Origin of the sequence: Moorena producens PAL-8-15-08-1, assembly GCF_001767235.1 — a bacterium.
Taxonomy (GTDB): Bacteria; Cyanobacteriota; Cyanobacteriia; order Cyanobacteriales; family Coleofasciculaceae; genus Moorena; species Moorena producens_A.
Window position 1 is genome coordinate 6443859 of record NZ_CP017599.1, and the last position, 20135, is coordinate 6463993.

At 45.4% G+C, this 20135-nt stretch carries 18 protein-coding genes; 9 read left to right on the top strand and 9 right to left on the bottom strand.

Annotated elements, in window-relative coordinates; genetic code table 11:
• Nucleotides 1-231: 231 nt before the first annotated feature.
• Complete coding sequence (pgmB, locus tag BJP34_RS23510; RefSeq protein WP_070394428.1) at nucleotides 232-3213, top strand: beta-phosphoglucomutase; 2982 nt, start codon at nucleotides 232-234, stop codon at nucleotides 3211-3213.
• A gap of 1093 nt (nucleotides 3214-4306) precedes the next feature.
• Here pgmB and BJP34_RS23515 read toward each other — a convergent pair.
• The 3 genes from BJP34_RS23515 to BJP34_RS23525 all read right to left on the bottom strand — a co-directional run bounded on the left by BJP34_RS23515 (nucleotide 4307) and on the right by BJP34_RS23525 (nucleotide 8061).
• A complete protein-coding gene (locus BJP34_RS23515; RefSeq protein WP_070394429.1) occupies nucleotides 4307-5344 on the bottom strand; it encodes a glycosyltransferase family 4 protein in 1038 nt (345 codons plus the stop codon).
• Between the two features lie 620 nt (nucleotides 5345-5964).
• The gene (locus BJP34_RS23520) at nucleotides 5965-6654 is read right to left on the bottom strand and encodes a Crp/Fnr family transcriptional regulator (protein WP_070394430.1); all 690 of its coding nucleotides are present in this window, start codon (nucleotides 6652-6654) and stop codon (nucleotides 5965-5967) included.
• 1095 nt (nucleotides 6655-7749) lie between these two features.
• Complete coding sequence (locus BJP34_RS23525) at nucleotides 7750-8061, bottom strand: hypothetical protein (protein WP_070394431.1); 312 nt, start codon at nucleotides 8059-8061, stop codon at nucleotides 7750-7752.
• A gap of 289 nt (nucleotides 8062-8350) precedes the next feature.
• On the opposite strand from BJP34_RS23525, the gene surE reads away from it, so the two are divergent.
• A complete protein-coding gene (surE, locus tag BJP34_RS23530) occupies nucleotides 8351-9034 on the top strand; it encodes a 5'/3'-nucleotidase SurE (RefSeq protein WP_070394432.1) in 684 nt (227 codons plus the stop codon).
• A gap of 59 nt (nucleotides 9035-9093) precedes the next feature.
• Here the strand turns inward: surE and BJP34_RS44195 are convergent, their stop codons facing one another.
• The gene (locus BJP34_RS44195; RefSeq protein WP_158517416.1) at nucleotides 9094-9300 is read right to left on the bottom strand and encodes a hypothetical protein; all 207 of its coding nucleotides are present in this window, start codon (nucleotides 9298-9300) and stop codon (nucleotides 9094-9096) included.
• Nucleotides 9301-9404: 104 nt separating this feature from the next.
• On the opposite strand from BJP34_RS44195, the gene BJP34_RS23535 reads away from it, so the two are divergent.
• A complete protein-coding gene (locus tag BJP34_RS23535) occupies nucleotides 9405-10343 on the top strand; it encodes an NAD-dependent epimerase/dehydratase family protein (RefSeq protein WP_070394433.1) in 939 nt (312 codons plus the stop codon).
• Here BJP34_RS23535 and pgsA read toward each other — a convergent pair.
• The 3 genes from pgsA to BJP34_RS23550 form a co-directional block, all read right to left on the bottom strand.
• Nucleotides 10289-10840 (bottom strand): CDP-diacylglycerol--glycerol-3-phosphate 3-phosphatidyltransferase, encoded by a 552-nt coding sequence (gene pgsA, locus BJP34_RS23540; RefSeq protein WP_070394434.1) that lies wholly within the window; start codon nucleotides 10838-10840, stop codon nucleotides 10289-10291. The two genes, BJP34_RS23535 and pgsA, sit on opposite strands and share 55 nt — an antisense overlap.
• A 230-nt stretch (nucleotides 10841-11070) precedes the next feature.
• Nucleotides 11071-12411, bottom strand: coding sequence for a serpin family protein (locus BJP34_RS23545; RefSeq protein WP_083305319.1), 1341 nt, complete (start codon nucleotides 12409-12411; stop codon nucleotides 11071-11073).
• Nucleotides 12412-13376: 965 nt separating this feature from the next.
• Nucleotides 13377-13976, bottom strand: coding sequence for a rhomboid family intramembrane serine protease (locus tag BJP34_RS23550; protein ID WP_070394435.1), 600 nt, complete (start codon nucleotides 13974-13976; stop codon nucleotides 13377-13379).
• Between the two features lie 96 nt (nucleotides 13977-14072).
• Here BJP34_RS23550 and BJP34_RS44200 point away from each other — a divergent pair, with 96 nt between their 5' ends.
• The 3 genes from BJP34_RS44200 (at nucleotide 14073) to BJP34_RS44205 (ending at nucleotide 15224) form a co-directional block, all read left to right on the top strand.
• The gene (locus BJP34_RS44200; protein ID WP_158517417.1) at nucleotides 14073-14306 is read left to right on the top strand and encodes a hypothetical protein; all 234 of its coding nucleotides are present in this window, start codon (nucleotides 14073-14075) and stop codon (nucleotides 14304-14306) included.
• Nucleotides 14307-14313: 7 nt separating this feature from the next.
• Nucleotides 14314-14928, top strand: coding sequence for a class I SAM-dependent methyltransferase (locus BJP34_RS23555; protein ID WP_070394436.1), 615 nt, complete (start codon nucleotides 14314-14316; stop codon nucleotides 14926-14928).
• A gap of 152 nt (nucleotides 14929-15080) precedes the next feature.
• The gene (locus BJP34_RS44205) at nucleotides 15081-15224 is read left to right on the top strand and encodes a hypothetical protein (RefSeq protein WP_158517418.1); all 144 of its coding nucleotides are present in this window, start codon (nucleotides 15081-15083) and stop codon (nucleotides 15222-15224) included.
• Nucleotides 15225-15235: 11 nt separating this feature from the next.
• Here the strand turns inward: BJP34_RS44205 and BJP34_RS23560 are convergent, their stop codons facing one another.
• Nucleotides 15236-16099, bottom strand: a complete 864-nt coding sequence (locus BJP34_RS23560) for an SWIM zinc finger family protein (RefSeq protein ID WP_070394437.1) — start codon at nucleotides 16097-16099, stop codon at nucleotides 15236-15238.
• Nucleotides 16100-16253: 154 nt separating this feature from the next.
• Between BJP34_RS23560 and BJP34_RS44210 the strand changes: the two genes are divergently transcribed.
• Nucleotides 16254-16460, top strand: coding sequence for a hypothetical protein (locus tag BJP34_RS44210; protein WP_158517419.1), 207 nt, complete (start codon nucleotides 16254-16256; stop codon nucleotides 16458-16460).
• Here BJP34_RS44210 and BJP34_RS23570 read toward each other — a convergent pair.
• Nucleotides 16399-16980, bottom strand: a complete 582-nt coding sequence (locus BJP34_RS23570) for a Gmad2 immunoglobulin-like domain-containing protein (protein ID WP_070394439.1) — start codon at nucleotides 16978-16980, stop codon at nucleotides 16399-16401. The two genes, BJP34_RS44210 and BJP34_RS23570, sit on opposite strands and share 62 nt — an antisense overlap.
• 40 nt (nucleotides 16981-17020) lie before the next feature.
• Between BJP34_RS23570 and BJP34_RS23575 the strand changes: the two genes are divergently transcribed.
• Together BJP34_RS23575 and BJP34_RS23580 are read left to right on the top strand one after the other, a co-directional pair.
• Nucleotides 17021-17395, top strand: coding sequence for a hypothetical protein (locus BJP34_RS23575; RefSeq protein ID WP_083305321.1), 375 nt, complete (start codon nucleotides 17021-17023; stop codon nucleotides 17393-17395).
• A 93-nt stretch (nucleotides 17396-17488) separates the two neighbouring features.
• The gene (locus tag BJP34_RS23580; protein ID WP_070394441.1) at nucleotides 17489-19828 is read left to right on the top strand and encodes an NHLP family bacteriocin export ABC transporter peptidase/permease/ATPase subunit; all 2340 of its coding nucleotides are present in this window, start codon (nucleotides 17489-17491) and stop codon (nucleotides 19826-19828) included.
• Nucleotides 19829-20135: the final 307 nt, after the last annotated feature.

Sequence of the window (20135 nt, forward strand, 5' to 3'; positions counted from 1 at the left end):
CTAGTAGCCTTCCCTTGACAGCAGGGGTTTAGATTTTCGGGTATGGGGTATGGGCAAAATTTGGTGTTAGTGATCCGAGTTTCAAGGGTGGCGTTTTGCCATCTTCTGTTCACACCCCCATCACCCCTATCTCCAACTCCCATTACCCTACACCCGTTTGCCCCACAAGCGAAGGGAAGCGCTTGACCTCACTCAAGGAACCACCGACCACAGCAACACTAACGACTAACTATGGATGCCAAAGTATCGTCCCCATCTAGCTCTAACCACATCTACAGCGACTGGACAGTAACTGAGACCAAGTTTGATCCGACTCAATTGCACTACAAGGAAACCGTTTTTACCATTGGCAATGGTTACCTCAGTACCCGAGGTAGCTTTGAGGAAGGGTATCACGGTGCATGGCCAATGACATTGATTAATGGTGTCTACGACGATGTGCCAGTTGTCTATACTGAACTGGCTAATTGTCCTGATTGGCTACCGATCGTGATAGTTGTAGAAGGTGAACGCTTTCGTCTTGATCAAGGCGAGATCTTGCACTACGAACGTCAACTTGACCTGCATCGAGGCAAGCTAACTCGTGATTTGCGTTGGCGTAGCCCTGGTGGTAAGACTATCGATATCCATGTCGAGCGTTTTGCCAGTATGGCTGATGACCATGTGTTAGCCCTTCGCTTTCAAATCACTGCGGTGGATTTCGATGGAGCCATCGAAATTCAAGCCAGCATCAATGGCTACCCAGATAACCAAGGGGTGCTACACTGGGAATGGTTGAAACAGGGTCAGATTTCAACCGGAACTAACCAGACATCAGAAGGAGGTATCTGGTTACACGTTCGCACCCGTCATACGGGTATCGAACTGGGTATGGCTTCGAGAGTCAGTGTAAGTGGTGTTGATGATGCCAAAATACAGCTAAAGGGTTGTGAAGGTCACCCCACCTTAGCTACTAGCTTACAAGTGCGCTCAGGACAGCTAGTCACCCTGGATAAAGTAATTACTGTGTTCACATCTCGGGACACCGAAACCCCAGAAAAGGTAGCCCAGGAACACCTGGTGAACCAACCAGATTATCTAACCCTATTCTCTCGACATGAGGCAGCTTGGGATAAGATTTGGCAAGATAGTGATGTTGTCATTGAAGGGGACCTCAACGCTCAGATTGCTATACGCTACAATTTGTTCCAACTTTTCATTAGTGCTCCTCGTCATGATGACCGGGTGAATATTCCCGCTAAAACCCTTTCTGGTTTTGGCTATCGGGGTCACGTTTTCTGGGACACAGAAATTTTTATGCTGCCGCTGATGATATTAACTCAGCCCCAGATTGCCAAGAATTTGCTGACCTACCGTTACCATACTTTACCTGGGGCAAGGCGTAAAGCTAAGCTTCAGGGCTATCCGGGAGCCGTTTACGCCTGGGAAAGTGCTGACACCGGTGACGAAGTAACCCCTCGCTGGGTTCTCTCTGCTGAGAAGGATGGAGACCCGATCCGAATTTGGTGTGGCGATCGCGAACTGCACATCACTACTGATGTCGTCTATGGTATCTGGAAATATTGGCAGGCTACCGGTGATGATGACTGGGTGGTAAACTACGGTGCTGAGATTATCCTAGATACAGCGGTATTCTGGGGAACTCGGGTTGAGTGGAATGGTAAACGGGAACGCTATGAACTCCGGGATGTGATTGGTCCGGATGAATACCACGAAGGGATAGACAACAATGCCTTCACCAACCGCATGGTTCAATGGCACCTAGAGACTGCTCAGTTCGTCCTAGACTGGTTGCGTCGGGAACATCCACAGAAAGCTAAAGAACTGGAAGAAACACTGGAGCTAACCCCAAGCCGAGTTAGTCTGTGGTCTGAAATTATCCGTCGGATGTGGATACCCTATGACCATGAAAAGGACTTAATCGAACAGTGTGAGGGGTTCTTTCAAATTGAAGATATTAACCTGGAAGATTACGAGCCACGTACCCGTTCCATGCAGGCTCTCCTTGGCATTGAGGGAGCAAGTAAAAAGCAAGTGCTCAAGCAGCCCGATGTCTTGATGTTGCTATACCTGATGCGGGAGCAGTACGGCGTAACCTCTGATCCAGAGAAATACCGAGAAATTTTGCAACGAAATTGGGACTACTATTCTCCTCGCACCGATCACACCTATGGTTCGTCCCTCGGTCCTGCGGTTCACGCCATCCTCGCCTGTGAATTAGGAAAGACCGAGGAAGCTTATGTACACTTTATGCGGGCAGCGATGGTAGACCTCGAAAATGTGCGGGGTAACGCTCATGAAGGAATTCATGGTGCTTCCGGTGGTGGTGTATGGCAAGCTATAATCTTTGGATGCGCTGGGATCAAGTTCACAGACAATGGACCTGTTGCTATTCCCCACTTCCTACCGGGCTGGACACGTCTCAAGTTTAAGCTGCAATGGCGTGGAAAGAAGTACGAGTTTGATCTCAATCCAGAAACCAGTACTCAAACAGCACAATCTGAGGCTACCATCTCCCCAAGTTCTCGACCCCCCGGCTCTCCAGCTCAAATCCAGGGTGTGATTTTTGACTTAGATGGCGTAATCACCGATACCGCAGAATATCATTACCAAGCTTGGCAAAAACTAGCCGATGAACAGGGTATTCCCTTTAATCGCGAGGCCAACGAAGCACTGCGGGGCCTTTCACGTCGAGAGTCCCTGATGGCACTTCTCAACGGTCGCTCAGCTACAGAAGACCAACTCCAAGAGATGATGGATCGCAAAAATAAGTACTATTTGGAACTGATCAAGAACATCTCTAAGGCTGACTTACTACCTGGAGCTCTAGAGTTACTGACTGAACTCAAGGAAGCTGGTATAAAAGCTGCGATTGGCTCCGGTAGCAAAAATGCCAAGGAAGTTATGGAACGATTGGGTATTAGCGATCGCATTGATTCAATTTCTGACGGCTACAGTGTGACCCGCTCTAAGCCAGCACCAGATCTCTTCTTGCACGCAGCACAGCAGTTGGGATTGGAACCCGCTTATTGTGTAGTAGTAGAAGATGCCGGCTCTGGTGTCGAAGCCGCTCTAGCTGCTGGTATGTGGGCTGTAGGACTTGGTCCCGTTGAACGAGTTGGAGCAGCTCACCTGGTGTTACCCAGTCTCGAAGGCGTACACTGGAGCAACCTCCACAAACAATTGGCAGGGAATCGTTTAATTCCTTGTTAGGGTATTCGAAACTAAATATTTGGAACTAAACTGGCTGGGTGAAGTCTAATTCACCCAGCCATATTTTTTTAGTTATAGTCCTGAGTACTGAGTAGCAAGTGCCGAGTGAAGTACCCCAACCTGCTTGACCTTTGGTCACGCTACGCGAACGCTGAGGTTGGGGCTTCCAATTCTCAACTCAAATCAGGGACGGTCTTATTCGTCTTTGAGGTTTCCCGCGCGCGTCCCCGATGCCTCAACCAGAGGAGCGACCCTAGGCCGGGGAACCCGACCTAGGAGGCGCGCGCCTGCTGGAATTGGTCTTACTCAGCGTCCACAGGCAGACATCCGCCTTCTAAGGACGTATAACTTTTACGACAGACTTACCATGGAATTACAGCTCTATGGCTAACCAGCCGGGGCAAGTCTCTTCCCGAAGACGAAACCTTAGTAGAGTGGAGCCTTTATGGTTGGTCGGCTATGCATAAAAAGGTTAAATCTTTATGATTAAGGCTCCACTCTACTTACGGTAACTTCAAACCCTGAGCTCTGAAGCGTACTTTTACACCTTGAAGGTAGCCTTTTAGTCAGTCAGGTGGGTCATCAACCAACTTTATTCTAACACGATTCCCAACAAGTCCTCGTCTCGCTATCCATCCCCACCGTGAAAGACGGTGGGGAATTCCGCGAGTTTTGTTAAAATAAATCAGTTTAAGATAAATCATTTGCTGTCATTGTTTCTTATTCAGAACTCAATGAACTTAGCAACTCAGGACTTCTCTATTTCATGTTTATGTTTGGAGTGAATTACTACCATTGCTTGCCACCTATAGGTAGGCTAGTCGAGCTAGTAGTGATCTGGTTCCCAGGGATTTTTCCTTAACTAGATTGAACTAGATTCTTTCAAAACTGTATATGGTTGTTCCTACTGGCCTTCACGTTTTCATAGTAATAGATTCACCGCACTTAAAAGAAAGTGCCGTGGTGGGCTACATCTCCCCCATGAATATGGGGAGTTTTGTGTCCCGATTTCCTATAATTATCTGGAAAAGGCGAAAAGCGCTGATCTAAACGATTAAACTGCACTGACAGGGGCTGAAGTTTTGGGATTAGCTTACTTATGCTGTTCTAGCACTTTCTGATAAGCTGCTTCATAGCCATCAACCATATTGGGAACACTGAAGGTCTCTTCCACATACTTACGGCACTCTTCGCGAGAGAGTTTAAGAGCTTCTGGAATGGCAGCTATCATGTCCTCAGGATTGGCACAGATTATGCCAGTTCTCTTGTCGGCCACCACCTCCGGTACAGCGCCAAAGTTCGTGGCAATCACTGGAGTCCCAACACACATTGACTCAATCATCACCAAACCAAACGGTTCGGGCCAGGTAATCGGAAAGACGGTCAGGCTAGCTTTGGATAATAATTCCACCTTCTCTTCGTGGCTGACTTCACCCAAGTATTGAATTTGTTTACCGTCAATCTGGGGAGCAATTTCTTCTTCAAAGAATTCCCGGTCAACTACATCAACCTTGCCCGCCATTTTCAAGTTCCAGCCAGTTTCACGGGCAATTCTGATTGCATGATGAGGTCCTTTCTCCTTGGACAAACGACCCAAAAACCCTAAGTAGGGGGGGTCATCGGCTGCTTTTGGATTGAAGGGATAATCTTCAATTTTAACACCATTGTAAACGGTACCAACATAATTCATCTCTGGTCCAGATGACCGCTGATGATTACTGATGCTAATATGAGGTATGTGGCTGTATCGCGCATAAGCCTTGCTAATATCATTGCCGAAGCGACCATGCATGGTATGAACTACAGGGGTCTTATACAAGTCAATTACCGGAAAGGTAATCATCCCTGTATGAAAGTGAATTAGGTCAAACTCATCAGCCACCTCGCCTATCTGAGCCAATTGCAGTAGTTCGTAAACTACCGGTGCCTCTACTGAGGGGTCAAGGCGCAAAGCCTGAGGAGCCACAGACTTTAGTTTAGCCTTAGTGATGGAATCTCCAGACGCAAACAGGGTAACATCGTGACCGCGACGAACTAATTCATCAGTGAGTTGGCTAACCACTAGTTCGATACCACCATAGCCTGGTGGGGGAACTCTCTCCCATAACGGGGAAACTTGAGCTATCCGCATATCATAGTCCTCCAAAAATCTTCTAAATTAGCTTGATTGAGAGCTAGTAAAACTTAAGACAGTGCTTTTATCACAAATAAAAACTGATTCTGTTATCTTACAGAAAGTTTTTAGCTTTTGGGAAGAAGCTAGGCCTAATCTATCTACATGCCCCGGGAGTAAGTCAGCACCCTACAGGTGTAGATAGGTGATTTAATTTAAGTTTTATTTAACTTTATGAAGAAATATTAGCTTACGGTAAGTAATCTATCAAGCCCGATATTGGTGAATTCAGCCAAATCTCCTAACCCAGTCCTTAGAACCTAACAGGGTAACAACCCACTTGAAAAGTATACAGAGTGCCGAGTGTAGGGTGCGCCTGTAGGGTGAACCACTGTGGAGAAAGCCGGTGTGGGGTGTAGGAAGAGGATTTACTGAATCAGGGTAATGAGTCAGGGTAATGGCTATTAGTCCTTCGGGGGGTGGCCTAAGCCCCAGAGCCAAATCCTCAAAATTCTTAATCTTTTAGAACAAGACAATGTGGTGAGTAGTGAGTAGTAAGGAATGTGGGTTTTAGGAACCTTAGTCCCACAAACCACGCCTCTGTTGTGGGGCAGCTACCACCTAGAGCTAATCTTGCCTCATGAGCTACCTCGTCTGACCAGCTGAGTTAGCTGCTTGATATTCATCAAGCGCATAGTTTGCTGCTCCGGGTCAACTTTAATCCAGCCCTTACTCTCAAGCTTTTCCATAATTTTGGTAGTATCCTCTACACTGATATCTGTGATGTCAGCTAAGTCTTGATAGGAAATGTTATAGATTTCTGTGCCTTTTTCAGTGATTTCACCGTAATTGTCTGCCAAACCAACTAGAGTATTGACTAAATTAACCGCTGGAGGCTGATAGCGATTTTGTAACCGGACATTGCTTTGACGTAACCGCCGCACCATCAGTTGTAACATGCGATGGTGCAACTGGGAATCTTTAAAGAGAGTTTGAATAAAGCGTTGCGCAGAAATGGTCAGTAGTCGCACGTTCGACATGGCAACAATATCGGTTGAGCGGGGAGATTCATCAAGAATTGCCATTTCACCAAAAAAGTCACCCCGACCCAAAATCGCCAGTGTGACATCGTTTTCACCGCGTAAGTGTCGCACTTTAACCCAGCCGGAGACAATAAAGTAAACAGCATTACCCCAAGCATCCTCCATGATGATAGCTCGGTCGGTGGGGTACTCATGCTCCACCGCTATGGACTCAAACCATTCTAAGGTTTCTGGGCTAGCTGTATTAAATAGTGGGAAAAGCTCACTATAAGCTGTAGTCTGCATTAGGGTTCTTTAAGCTGAGATTGAAAGTGATTATAGGCAATAGTAACGATCTCGAACTGCTTGGACACAACAAGCCTAGCAGTGATAGTGGTTAACCACATTCTATTAAACTAACTCTATTAAACCAACAGGTAAGTAAGGGTCAATACTGATGATACTATCAGCTATGGACTATTGAGTGTTATCGTTCACCAGTGACGTAGATAATTTCATTCAACCTTCCCCTACTAACCTGTCCCCCATTTAAATTTAATAGTTTAGTGGCTGAATCCCTTTGTTGGTAAGGAGTGATGCGTAAAAATTAGATGGTAACTTAAATCTTTGATTGCTTAAATCTTTGATTGTAGTAGGATCTAGTAGGAGAGTCTTTTTTTCCTATAGTATGAACCTATTCACTACCAGAAGGTAGTTAGAGCATCCCGAATGTGAACGTCTCTATCAGTTAATTCTGCGACCCAAACAACTTGACTATACTATCTTTAACACTAGCTATTGCCGTTGTTTTAACCCCAGGTTCAATTTAAAATTGCATTTCTATTAGCACCAGCCCATCTCAGACCATAATGAACTAGCCCTGGACTAACGGTTACTTTTTTTTTACTATCCATAGGGTTAAGGAACGTACTGTATTTTAAAATCATGACTAACCAGTTTTTTTGAACTTGTGGCTCAGAATCTAAGAGGTTGTCTGAGAAGTCTCATTTGCTACATCCAAGCCCCCGTTGGTCCCCCAATTTTGGGGGACTTGTAGAAGCAAATAGACTCTTGTTCCCCCCAAAGTTGGGGGGCTAGGGGGGCAAAATTCAGTATAAAACAACTTTTCAGATATCCTCTAAATTACAAACATCATTTATAAGGGATTTAATAGTCAATTATTTCTTAGTTTGTATTTTTATAATGGTATCGACCTTACCATTACTCTTTCAGTATATCCGATACTCTTTGAGAGTGTTAAGATATAATAAAAAAAATTGTGTATTGGCTTACCCTTCATAACTATGCATAGAGTAGCAGGGTAATGCCATCGACCACTTCTTGTTAAAGAAGCTGACCGCCAACAAATTCACACGGACTTTATCTACCGTCCACTAACCTCTATTGAAACACGGTTTCCCTGGTCCGAATCTGCCTCTGGTGAGCCTGGGCAATTTTTTGTTTCCGAATTTGGGTAATGACTTTAACTAGTAGAAAAGGATTAATACCTTGTTCATTAGCATAGCGTAAGATATCTTGCAGCTCTTCTTCGGTAAAATTAACAGTTGGCTGAGAGTGGGTAGATGGCTGATTTTTGCTATTTTGACTCATAATCCTGGTTTGCCAATAGGTTGAAGGTTGTAGATGTATCCCTGACTTGCCATAGCAGTTGGTTGAAAGATTTTGAACTGAGGTTGTAAGATCGCTGCTCATGGGTAGCTATAACCCAGCTATACTTTGAGCGATCAGCTAACGAGCTACTTTCCGGCTGCGCCAGCAGCTATTAACTTGTTAGCTGTACGGAGCTCAGAGCTGAAGCTCCATAGCTGAACCAAAAGCTAATTTTATACCCAAAGGAAGTATAAGCGTGCAAATGCTGAAGTAATTTGAGATGATTGGCTTTAAGTTTGTAATACGGTTTCGATATTCCTTGATAGTTTGGCTTGGATTAGATCGTTTTCCATACTCAGCTGTTAATGATTAACCACTAACGACTAAACGAATGACTATAATCCTAACGAACGACGATGGGATAGATGCTCCCGGAATTAAAGCACTAGAGCAAGCGGTCAACGGTAACGGTAATTTTGTCATTATCGCTCCGAAGGAGCATCATTCAGGCTGTGGCCATCAGGTGACTACATATAAACCGATTCACGTCCAACGTCGGTCGAACTATGAGTATGCAGTGTCTAGTACCCCAGCGGATTGTACTCGCCTTGCTATATCACATATTATACCAGAGGTAAAGTGGGTTCTGTCAGGTATTAATGCTGGCGGTAACTTGGGGGTTGATGTTTACATTTCTGGTACAGTGGCGGCGGTTAGAGAAGCGGCGATACAGGGAATACCAGGTATTGCGATTTCCCAATGGATGAAAAAACCTTGGGTGATTAATTGGGAGGTGGCCAGTCGTTGGACAGCTAAGGTGTTGGCGGATTTGTTGAATCGTCCGATTTCTGCTGGTACTTACTGGAATGTGAATTTACCTCACTTGGAACCGGGTTCACCTGAGCCAGAGGTGGTATTTTGTGAACCGAGTACTCAACCGTTACCGACAAAGTATCGTGTGGAGGGGGATCACTACTATTATGAGGGGGAGTATAACAAACGCGATCGCGCTCCTGGTACTGATGTGGATGTGTGTTTTTCGGGTAATATTGCTGTGACTCAGTTGCGACTTTAAGGAATCAGGACTTACCCAAAACTGGGCACCAAACCCCCTTAGGTAGTAGGGTGCCCCTACTAGTAGAGTAACTCTCCAAGTCCTGGCAGCGATGCAGCGCGGTCTTGGGGAGGCAGTGCGGTCTTGGGGAGGCAGCGCGGTCTTGGGGAGGCAGCGCGGTCTTGGGGGTCCCCCCCATGAGCGACTGCCGTGGTTCCCCCCATGAGCGACTGCCGTGGTCTCCCCCATGAGCGACTGCCGTGGTTTCCCCCACTCGCGCTTTGCATCAAGACAATGCTATGGGTGGTTTGGTTTAGAACCACGAAGGCACAAAGTCCGCCCAGAGGTAATTAATAAATCAGTGAATCAAAGTTTTTAGTAATTAGTGACCATGCGAATTTTAATCATGGGTGGTACCCGGTTTGTTGGGGTTTATTTAACCAAGGTTTTGGTGGAGATGGGCCATGAGGTGCTGCTGTTCAATCGGGGTAATAAGCCAGCGCCACTGCCAGGAGTCCAACAGATTCATGGCGATCGCAAGGATCCGAATCAGCTCAAGGAAATGTTATCGTCTCAAGAGTTTGATGGGATTTTCGATAATAATGCTCGGGAGTTGAGTGATACTCAACCGTTAGTGGAAATTTTTAAAGACCGGGTGCAGCATTTTGTGTATATGAGTTCGGCTGGGGTGTATTTGAAGTCGGACCAGTTACCCCATCTCGAAGGAGATCCAGTTGATCCCAATTCTCGCCACAAGGGTAAACATCATACTGAGGCTTACCTACAAGAACTTGGGGTGCCATTTACCGCGATTCGTCCAACTTATATCTATGGTCCCCAAAATTATAATGATGTTGAAGCTTGGTTTTTTGACCGGATTGTTCGCGATCGCACTATTCCCATCCCTGGTAATGGCATGCACATTACTCAGTTAGGTCATTGTCAGGACTTGGCGAGGGCAATGGCGGCAGTATTGGGGAATCCGGAAGCGATTGGGAAAATTTACAATGTGTCCGGGGAACGCTATGTCACCTTTGATGGTTTAGCACGAACCTGTGCTATGGCCTGTGGTAAGTCGGCTGATGAGGTGAAGCTCGTGCATTATGACCCCAAGCAGTTTGATTTTGGCAAGCGCAAGGCTTTTCCATTTCGATTACAGCACTTTTTTGCTGATATCCATAAGGCTAAGACGGAACTTAACTGGCAACCGGAGTATGATTTGCTTTCGGGACTGAAGGATTCTTTCGAGAAGGATTATCTCGCTTCAGGTCGGGATCAAGCTGACGTGGATTTTGCCGTTGATGACCAGATATTAGCAGGTAACAGGTAAACTAAGCCAGAGATTAAGGTTAGGACCACCGATAGCCAGAAAAGGACTAGGGATGGGATGATCCAGGTGTCGGGAGTTGGTGCAATTAAAAGTGCGATCGCACTAATTTGGCTGACGGTTTTGAGTTTACCCCAGATATTCGCTCCCTGTATGCTAGCGCTACCGGATAACTTGGGGTTAACTCGCCAACCTGCGATCGTTAACTCCCGTGCCAAAATCAAACAGACTCCCCAAGCGGGTACCTGACCTAGCTCAATTAATGCTAGTAGGGGCGCTAGTACCAAAAATTTATCCACTAACGGGTCAAGGAATTTTCCTAAATCAGTAATTTGGTTCAGTTTACGAGCTAGATAACCATCTAACCAATCCGTTCCAGCCGCAAGGACAAAGATCCCTAAACTAATCCAGCGGCTTTGGTCAGTTGGGTGATTCAGGAAGTATAAGATAAAGGGCAACCCCAGTAAGCGGGAAAAGGTAATCCAGTTAGGCAGACTCATTCTGGTAATGGGTAATCGGTAATGGGTAATCGGTAATCGGTTACTTACAATTTTCCGTAAGCATATGCGCGAAGCGCAGGCTACGCCAACAGCTATCAGCCAAAGGCCAAGGCCTTTGGGCCACGCTACGGGAATGGCCACGCTACTAGATCGGTGCTTTTCAGCTTTAACCTACCCTACACTGGACACCAAGGGAGAACAACCTTCAAACTAAACCAATAGCTAATATCTTACGGTTCCACAATCGAACCCATGAACAAAATTGCTCCAGTTTTATTGTCCCGAACAGTACAGAAAAAAGGACGGTTAACCACTAGATTGAATGGTTGATCTATACTAATCGAAGTCGGAACAACACCGATAGAAGTAGCAGCGGCTGCTTCAGTGCCTTCTTCATTCACTTCTACAAAGGTTTTGTGCTTGACTTGACTAATTGCTGCTGATTGAGAGGTCAGATTAGAAAAATCAGCGTTATCGGTAAACGCCACATCCATCCCCAAAGCTTTTAAGGAATCGTTGAGTTTAATATCGTATTCAAATTTAAAGCGGGGTAGCCGAATTGACCCATCTCGCGACCTAAACTCTTTCATCCATTGTAGCCAGTTGTCCGCTGTGAGTTGTTGTTGAAATTCTGCCAAGCTGCTCCCTTCACGGGGTAAGAAAACATACAAACTCAGCCGTTCTTTACCGTAGGGAATACTTACAGCTTGAAAGGCATCATTTTCATAGTACTTATACTTCCCATACTGATACATCATCGGGTGTTGCTTTTGGCTTAAATTGGAGATATAAAAAGCTTGATCAGACGTTTGACTCTTATCGAATTCTCTGGTCCAGCTGCCTTTGAAATAGATGGCATTGATTAGGAATAGTAAGTCATCCCCTTGAGTGCGATCGACAATCGTTTTGATTTTGCCATTTGTGTTATTTTTGACCCAACGGTTAATTTTTTTGGCAGCCTTGGCACTACTAAAATCAAGTTCTGTAACCTCTGCTTCGTAGAATTTCTGGTTGTTTTTAATAAATTTGGGGTTGATGTCAATGCCTTGGTTAGCCCACAGGGAGTTGGCAATGGACAGCTGGACATCAGGGTCAGCATTTTCCAAGCTAGCTTTTAAGGCGTTATTCCCCTGGTTGAGTTGATCTAGACTCAATCCCTCTAATTCTAGGACTTTTGCCATAGCCTCTTGAGTCTCGCCGCTGGCACCGTTGTAAGCCATGTCTAGGGCAATGGCGATACTGGTGGGAGAGACAAAAACATTCTTGTTAGTGTCCTGCTTAAGAATTTCTGAGAATAGCTTGAAGCCAAATTTAGTATTAGCGTCTACAAGATTGGTATCTACGTCTAGAGTTGGTTGCTGGTCAGCTGAAATTGATTCTTTCCTTGGTTCGGAGTTAGGCAGAGGGTCAAGGGCATTGGTTTTTTCCGACACACACCCCAATATACCTGTAAGCAGGATGCTGACTGCCATAACAGTGGCTATACGACTAAGCATTTGATGGTTCATCTGATCGTCTCCGTTGCTAATACCCTGTTCTAATATGACCATTTCAGGATAATTCAGTTCCATTAGTTACGGTTTTTGCTACGGGTAAGAGGGTAATCCGTAATGGGGAATAACGATATAATCGTGGTGTTTAACAGTCTAAATAACAGTCTAAATAACCTAATTTCCACATAACCAACGTTATCCAGGAGTCATGATTTCATAAGTTGTCAAGGTTTTAATGGCTCGATACTTCTGGACTTTTCGGTATTTTTTTGTCCCTCACATACCTCAAGTCTTTCAAGTTGGCGTTTCTGTTATCCCTCACCAGCAAGCGCTGCACAAAAGGCTATTTGTCTGATCGGGAATTATAGTCAAGTTTAGGCAACTATTACTATAACTTACTGATCTTCCCGATTTTTTGCCCTTGACAGCCACAATATTTTCATGCTATGGTATAATAATATGAATAAAGACTATACTCCAAATTCTGCTGAGCAACAACTAAATCAAACACAAAACCATACATTAAGCAAACCAGATCACAAACATCGGATATCTACGATGAAGTTGACGAATAACACACCCTGCCTCCACTAGTATCAGGCTAGTGGAGTTTTTTGCGCTTAGATCACCATTAGCTCAGATTGACTAGATCGACCAAAACAAGCAAGTTTATAAAAATTTATATGAAATAACACCAAAAATTGACATTAGACCAACACCAAATCATACTTAATTGGCCAATAATAATAATTGAGAACACAAAGAGAAAAGCACACCCCGCTAGTCTGGCCGCTAGCGGGGATTTTTTTTACCGGACCTACGGCCAGCCAGGAGCCAGGCCATTTGAGCAGTAAGCCTCAAAACTGGGTAAATTTATCATGGGCAGCTCGGGAGAGCGGTGGCTCCGACTAGAATGAAGCGGAAGTGATGGTGATTGTGGTCGAACCGACCGTTTGCCACCCAGAGTTGCTCTGACTCCTTACCCATTCAACCAGTCAAGGGTAAGCTGACTATAGTGGTCTAACCTTTAGCTGGATGTTTGCTCACAGAAACAGATTCCGAAACGTGTCCAGATAGCTGGCTGCAAGCATACCTGCCAGGAAGCCAAATAAATGTCCTTGCCAGGAGATCCCTGTTTCACCAGGCAATAAACCTCTGAGTGTAAAACCATAGACACCACCGATAGCGATAGAACCTATGACTAACAGGGAGTTACCTTCTAAATACCCCTGTCCGATCAGAAAAGCTACATACCCAAAAACTAGACCGCTTGCGCCATAAGAGACCGTGTTAGGTGAACCAAGTAGCCATTCAGCCAAACCACCAACCAAGACTATCACCAAGGTCACGACCCAGAAATCATCCGTTCCTCGTAACAACACCCAACAGCCAAGGAGCGCGAACGGAATAGTGTTTCCGATCAAGTGTTTCCAGTCTTTGTGCAAGAAGGGTGAAAACAAAATACCAACTAGCCCAAGCCAGGTGCGGGGTTGGATACCAAACTTGTCGTTCAGTGCTCCCCCGCATAAGACTAAATTGACAAAACTTATAATCCAGGCATAAAGAACCAAATCACCCACCGCCTGGAAGTTGTCACCCCAAGCATTTTGGAATTGATTAATCCAATCAAATATACTTGTCATACTTCACCCGGTAGCCTGCACGCTCATATTTATCTTTAATACTATAATTTATATAGCGTTTCTCATAGTAATAAGGTACACAGGATTTTTTCCCTATTGTCTATTGCCTATTGCCTATTGTCTATTGCCTATTGCCTATTGCCTATTGCCTATTGTCTATTGCCTATTGCCTATTGCCTATTGCCTATTGCCTATTGCCTATTGCCTATTGTCTGCTCCCTACTTCCTACTCCCTACTCCCTAAAACCTAAGAATTGGTACCTCACCCAATTGCAAACCGCTGTATATATAATTGATAATGAGTGCCAATTCAAGGTTATCCCAAGGTAATTGGATCATGAGTTTATATTCAGAATTAATTTTTCCCCGATTTCTGGACTGGATTATGTCTGATCCGGTATTAACCAAGTATCGTCAAGAGGTTTTATCTGAGGTGTCTGGGCAAGTATTTGAAATTGGCTTTGGCACAGGATTAAATTTAAGTTATTACCCCAAGCACCTGCAAAAACTTACAACTATTGATGTTAATCAGGGGATGGAATCATTAGCTAAAAAACGTATTCATGACTCGGAAATTACTGTTGATTTTCGGGTACTGAATGGCGAAAGTTTACCGATGGCTGACCATAGCTTCGATAGTGTAGTTAGCACCTGGACATTGTGCAGTATTACTAAAGTAAATCAGGCTATAGAAGAAATTTATCGGGTCCTAAAACCAGGGGGAAAGTTCTTTTTTATTGAGCATGGAATAAGTGATGAGTCTAAGGTTCAGGTTTGGCAAAATCGCTTGACCCCTGTACAAAAGATTATTGCGGATGGCTGTCATCTAAATCGTAATATCAAACAGCTGGTTGAAAATCACTTCCAGATTCTGACGTTAGAAGAGTTTTATGAACCAAAATTTCCTAAGATTATGGGCTATATGTATAAGGGTGTTGCTCAGAAGTCTTGATACCGAGTTGCATTCAAAGATAGTAGATTGGTTGGATAGGAAGATAGGGAGATAGGGAGATAGGGAGATAGGGAGATAGGGAGATAGGGAGATAGGGGGAAGAGAAAGTTGTACCTTTGAGCGCAACTTAGTATGAATAGGTAACTTCGGAATTGGTAATTTGGAAATGGTATATTGTATCAAATCTTGATAATTGCCCACACTTAGGATATCCAGACAAAATCTTTCTTCTGTGCTCCCTACTCCCTGCTCCCTACTCCCGCTCAACCCAGAACGAAAGTACCTCACCCAATTGAGAACTGCTATCTTAACTATCTCGATTTAAGGCTGAAATTACAGCTTGCTGGCTGACTATCTGATAAATTCCTTTGAGATACTGCATGACACGAGGGTCAGCTGCTCCTAGAGGAATTGTTCCTAAGACATCGAGGACGGTTCCACTATCTGTTGGTGGTGCAATTACCACCAGGGAAGAATCGAGAGGCTGATCGTATTGCCAAAATTGCTGAATATTGACTGAGGTTTCAGGATCGCCGATTGCTGATTCCCCCTCTTCTGTGTTTTGATCAGGGTTTTGATCAGCAGACGTGAGATTTGGGATTGAGGATGGCTGCTCTGTGGCGGACGTTTCCCCTGTTTGACCACTCCGTAATTTACGCAAGGCATCAAGGATTTGTTCTTTGGTGCTTCCCCGCAACTGGAACAAAACAAAGGGGTCTTCGCTGAAGCGATCGCCTAATTCATAGTATACTGCTGCGATATGCTTACAAGGATTTTTGGGATCGGGGCAATTGCATCGGGAACGAACGTCGGAGAGGGTGAAGGGAAATAAACTTAAACCATTGGAAGTAAATACTTCTTCGATATTATGGGGCATTTCTCCTGCTAATAACTGAGCTGAGTAAATTGCTTTACTTGCCAGGGTTTGCACCACATAATTCCAGTCTTCATCGGTAAAGGGTTCGATGGAAATGGTTAATTCATAGGGCTCCGGTGCAGTTCCTTGAACTTTGGCGACTACTTGTGGTCCTAGAAAGTCAATACTGAGAATGTTGCCTTCTTTGGCATAGATACGTCCCCGTTCCAAACGCTTTTTGAAGCGATAGGAATTGAGTAAATCATTCCAACGTTCTACCCACCATTCTTGGGTTTCGATTTCGTAGTTTGTCATTTATATAGCAAAGGGAACAGGGAGTAGGGAGTAGGGAGTAGGGAGTAGGCAACAAATGCTTATATTAGCACTATAGCTGTTTCTAGTCTAATCAGATCCCCTGTTGGTGGGCAAACACCTTTTAGTTCTTTTGAGAATTCTAGATAATAGAACTTTGCCCACCCTACTACTGCTCCCTGCTCCCTGCTCCCTGTTCCCTGCTCCCTGCTCCCTGTTCCCTGCTCCCTGCTCCCTGCTCCCTGCTCCCTGCTCCCTAAAAACCAGAAATTTGTACCTCACAAGTCGTAGAATTGCTATAACTAAAACTTTGAGACTGGAACTCGTAACACTAATCCTGGATAGATGTGATGAGGACGGTTAATCTGGTGTCGGTTGGCTTCTAATATCCGACGATACAATCTGCCGTCACCGTAAACTTGTTGGGCGATGCTGAAGAGGGTGTCACCGGGGATGACAGTGTATTGATAGAAACCAAAGTACCGAAGCAGCAAGGCGTTGCCGAAAACAATTGGCACGATTACCTGATTGGTTTCACTGCCGTTTGCTGCTGAGATACTGAAAATTTCAAGGGTACCTTGGGGGGTTGCTGGTACCATTTTCAATGGCAATCCTACCGAGAAGTTAGCGAGGATGCCATTACCGCCAACAGTTAGAAAATGCCGGAATAACTGGGTACCATTATTGTCCCGGACACGGATGTGAATGATGCCTTCAAAGCCAGTAGCAATGCCGCAGACACGGATGGGATTTTCAACAATGTCGTGGGCTATGGGCTGACGAACGGAAATGGTAGGTAGACTGTTTCTTGGCTCAGGGGTACCTGTGTAAACCTGTGAGGTTTGATGGCTAATCTTGCTATTGGTGTTAATTGTGTTAATCATGACTAGCTCCTGTGGGTTAGTTGATCCGGCGAGAAGCCTCATGATTTTAGCGAGGCTTGCTTTGCATTATGGACAATGGCATCAAGCTTCAACAGTACCCAATCAGGGTACTTTTATGTTTGTGAGTAAGCATTTAGCGGTCAGCGGTCAGCGGTCAGCGGTCAGTGGTCAGCGGTCAGTGGTCAGCGGTCAGTGGTCAGCGGTCAGTGGTCAGCGGTCAGTGGTCAGCGGTCAGTGGTCAGCGGTCAGTGGTCAGCTGATAGCTGATATACCAATCCGTGTAGGAATTGTGAGAATTTTTTTTCCCTGTTCCCTACTCCCTGTTCCCTGTTCCCTGTTCCCTGTTCCCTTTGGTATAGCTGATAGCTGTTCGCGAAGCGTGCGCGTAGCGCTTAAGCTGATAGCTGATAGCTGATAGCTGATAGCTGATAGCTTAACTTATTAGGTAAATTAAATTTTATTCCCCCTACTCCCTATTCCCTGTTCCCTTAAAATTAAAATCCTATAAATGCGTGTCAGAACTCCTACTATTTTACAAATGGAAGCAGTCGAATGCGGAGCCGCTTCCTTAGCTATTATTCTTGGTTACTATAATCGCATTGTGCCCTTAGCTGAACTGCGGATTGAGTGTGGGGTTTCCCGTGATGGCAGCAAAGCTTCTAATCTTATTCTTGCTGCTAGACGTTATGGAATGGTTGCAGATGGCTTTAAAGCAGAACACTTAGAACAACTTCAAGAATTATCTCCCCCCTACATTATCTTTTGGAAGTTCAATCACTTCCTGGTGGTGGAAGGATTAAGCAAACATTGGGTATTTCTCAATGACCCCGCCACCGGTCCCCGGAGGATTTCTTGGGAGGAATTTGATGAGGGGTTTACTGGGGTTGTCCTAGTGATCGAACCGGGACCAGACTTTAATAAGGGGGGTCGTAAACCTAGTGTCATCTTAGGGTTGATTGACCGTTTGCAAGGTTCAGTTGGGGCAATTTTATACTGTATTTTGGCAGGATTTCTGTTAGTTCTGCCAGGATTAGCTATCCCAGTGTTCAGTCAGGTGTTTGTGGATGAGATTCTGGTAGAAAATCGCACGGAATGGCTGCGTCCCCTGATTTTGGGGATGATTATTACGACGGTGTTTCAAGGAATTCTGACCCTGCTGCGACTGCGCTATTTACGAAAGCTGAGCATTAAGCTGGCTGTGGGGATGTCCACTCGTTTCCTATGGCATATTCTAAGATTGCCTGTCAGATTTTATGCTCAACGATATGCCGGGGAAATTAGCAATCGTGCCAGTCTCAATAATAAAGTAGCTCAGGTGCTATCTGGACAATTGGCAACTACGGTGATTGATACGGTGATGATAGTGTTCTACGCTGTGGTGATGTTTGCCTATGACGGAGTACTGACGTTAATTGGTATCTGTTTTTCTGCTATCAATGGCTTGGCCTTGCAGTGGGTAGCCAGACAGCGGGTGGATGCTAATATGCGCTTAGTCCAAGATTGGGGGAAAGCTGCGGGGGTAAGTATTGCAGCCCTCCAGAGTATGGAAACCTTGAAAGCATCAGCCTTGGAGTCGGATTTCTTTTCCCGCTGGTCTGGTTATTATGCCAAAGCTGCGATCGCTGAGCAAGAGTTGGAAGTCACAAACCAGATGTTGGGGGTTTTGCCCATATTACTCACCTCCTTAACCTCGATGTTGATTTTAGTGGTTGGGGGTTGGCGGGTGATGGATGGAAACCTCAGCATTGGGATGTTGGTGGCGTTTCAAAGTTTAATGATCAGTTTTCAACAACCTGTTAATACTTTGGTAGATTTCGGGAGTACCCTCCAGGAATTAGAAGGGGATTTAAATCGTTTAGATGATGTGTTAGGTAATTCCCTTGATTCGGAAGTGGAGAGAGAGGGAGAGAGGGAGATGGGGAGATGGGGAGATGGGGAGATGGATGAATTGAACTCACGACCGAGAGCTGGAAGCCCCCTAAATCCCCCAGCGAGCAATCCCTCGCTGGGGGACTTTAACTCAAGAACCCCCCAAAATTGGGGGGTTAGGGGGGCGGGGGACTTTAACTCAAGAACCCCCCAAAATTGGGGGGCTAGGGGGGCGAAACTTCCTGTAATCCCAAATCTAAACGGTTATGTAGAGTTACGGGATGTTACGTTTGGTTACTCCCATGTAGACCCGCCGTTGATTGAGAACTTCAGTCTATCCTTGCAACCAGGACAACGGGTGGCTTTAGTTGGTGCCAGTGGTTCGGGGAAATCTACCCTGGCTAAACTGATCTGTGGACTTTATCAACCTTGGGAAGGGGAGATTCTCTTGGATGGGACTCCTAGACGGGAAATTCCGCGAGAGGTGTTGGCCAGTTCTTTATCACTGGTGGAACAGGATATCTTTCTGTTTGGTGGGACGGTGCGGGATAATTTAACCTTATGGAATGCTACAGTAACCGATCAGCAATTAGTCCAAGCTTGTCAAGATGCGGTTATCCATGAAGCAGTCATGGCAATTCCGGGGGGATATGACGGGGAATTGCTGGAAGGGGGTGTGAATTTAAGTGGCGGACAGCGACAACGGTTGGAAATTGCCCGGGCATTGGTGAAAAATCCAGCAATTTTGGTGATGGATGAAGCGACTTCTGCTTTAGATGCCCAGACAGAACAAATGATTGTGGAAAATTTGCGATCGCGTCAGTGTAGTTGTATTTTGGTAGCCCACCGCTTGAGTACCATTCGAGATTGTGATGAAATTATTGTGCTGGAAGGGGGTAAGGTGGTGCAACGGGGAACTCATGAGGAATTGTGGGAACAAGGGGGCGTTTATCAGAGGTTGATTCGTTCAGAAAGTTGATTGGCTAAGGGTTGCGTCAGTCTTGGAATGAATAGAAGTAGAGTGGGCAGGATGCCCGCTCGAAAATAAGCATGAAACTGGCAAGATGCCAGTGTCTTGATGCAGTCGCTCATGGGGGAAACCACGGCAGTCGCTCATGGTTTGTTCGCGTTCGCCTTTGGCGTGGCCTACGGCCAAGCGTGGCCTACGGCCAAGTTACCGTAAGATAGTGGAGCCTTCTTAACAAATATTTAACCCTTTTCTGCATAACCTGCTAACTATAAAGGCTCCACAATAAACAGGTTTCGTCTCCGGGGGGAACCCCCTT